This window comes from Streptomyces silaceus (genome assembly GCF_001419745.1).
Lineage (GTDB): Bacteria > Actinomycetota > Actinomycetes > Streptomycetales > Streptomycetaceae > Streptomyces > Streptomyces silaceus.
Window position 1 is genome coordinate 1 of the sequence record NZ_LIRJ01000249.1, and the last position, 1,396, is coordinate 1,396.

General features: G+C 74.7%; 2 pseudogenes. One reads left to right on the forward strand and one right to left on the reverse strand.

The features are described from left to right. Positions 1–8: 8 nt before the first annotated feature. Positions 9–920: pseudogene (locus AOK22_RS23085) on the forward strand (dihydrodipicolinate synthase family protein); the annotation flags it as partial. On the opposite strand, the pseudogene AOK22_RS42235 reads toward AOK22_RS23085, so the two are convergent. Next, positions 906–1,396, reverse strand: a pseudogene (locus tag AOK22_RS42235) (response regulator transcription factor); the annotation flags it as partial. The pseudogenes AOK22_RS23085 and AOK22_RS42235 overlap by 15 nt on opposite strands.

Genomic DNA, 1,396 nt, shown 5'->3' on the forward strand with positions numbered 1-1,396 from the left:
GAGCAACCATGACCCTTCCCGCCCCGCTCACCGGTGTCGTCCCGCCCGTCTGCACCCCCCTGACACCGGACCGCGAGGTGGACACCGCGTCCCTCACCAGGCTCGTCGACCACCTGGTCGAGGGCGGCGTCGACGGCCTGTTCGTGCTCGGCTCGACGTCGGAGGTCGCGTACCTGACCGACCGGCAGCGCGCGCTGGTCCTGGACACGGTCGTCCGGCACGTGGGCGGGCAGCTGCCGGTCCTGGCGGGCGCGATCGACATGACCACCCCCCGCGTCCTGGACCACGCGCGGGCGCTGGCCGGGGCGGGCGCGGACGCGGTGGTGGTCACCGCGCCGTTCTACACGCGGACCCATCCGGCGGAGGTCGCCCGGCACTTCCGGCTGGTCGCGCGGGGCTGTCCGGCGCCGGTGTTCGCGTACGACCTGCCGGTGTCCGTGCACACCAAACTGGGCGCGGACCTGGTCCTCGAACTGGCCGAGGAGGGCGTGCTCGCGGGCCTGAAGGACTCCAGCGGCGACGAGGGCGGCTTCCGCGCCGTCGTCCTCGGCAAGCGGCTGGGGCTCGCGAGGTTCAGCGTCCTGACGGGGTCCGAGGTGACGGTCGACTCGGCGCTCGCGATGGGCGCGGACGGCGTGGTCCCGGGTCTCGGGAACGTGGATCCGGCCGGGTACGTCCGCCTGTACCGCGCCTGCCGCGAGGGCGACTGGGCGCGGGCGCGGGCCGAACAGGAGCGGCTGTGCGGCCTGTTCGGCATGGTCGCGGCGGGCGACCCGGCCCGCATGGGCGGCAGCTCGTCCGCCCTGGGCGCCTTCAAGGCGGCCCTGCACCTGCGCGGCGTGATCACCTTCCCGACCACGGCGGACCCCCAGATCCCGCTGTCCCCGGAGGAGACGAAGACGGTGGGGAAGCACCAGGCCCGACTCGTAGGCCACGATGACCAGTTGGGCGCGGTCCCGGGCGCCCAGCTTGCCCATGATGCGGCTGACGTGGGTCTTGGAGGTCAGGGGGCTCAGGCCCAGGGTCTCGGCTATCTCCGTGTTGTTGAGGCCGCGCGCGACCAGGCGCAGGACCTGGCGCTCCCGCTCCGAGAGTCCGTCGGGGCCGCCCTGGCCGGGCGTCACCGTCAGCCGGGTGTCCGGGGTGCGCAGGACGCGGGCGATCAGGCGGGCCGTGGGGCCCGGCGACAGGAGGGACTCTCCGGCGGCCACCGTGCATCAGGACCTTCACGCCCGCCAGGTCCTCGTCGGCGGCGAGCAGCCGGGTCGCCTCGATGCCGTCGAGGTCGGGCATGCGGATGTCCATGACGACGAGGTCGGCGCGCGCGGAGCGGGCCAGGTCGACCGCCGAGCGGCCCGTCCCCGCCTGGGCGACGACCTCCATGTCGGGCGCCGAG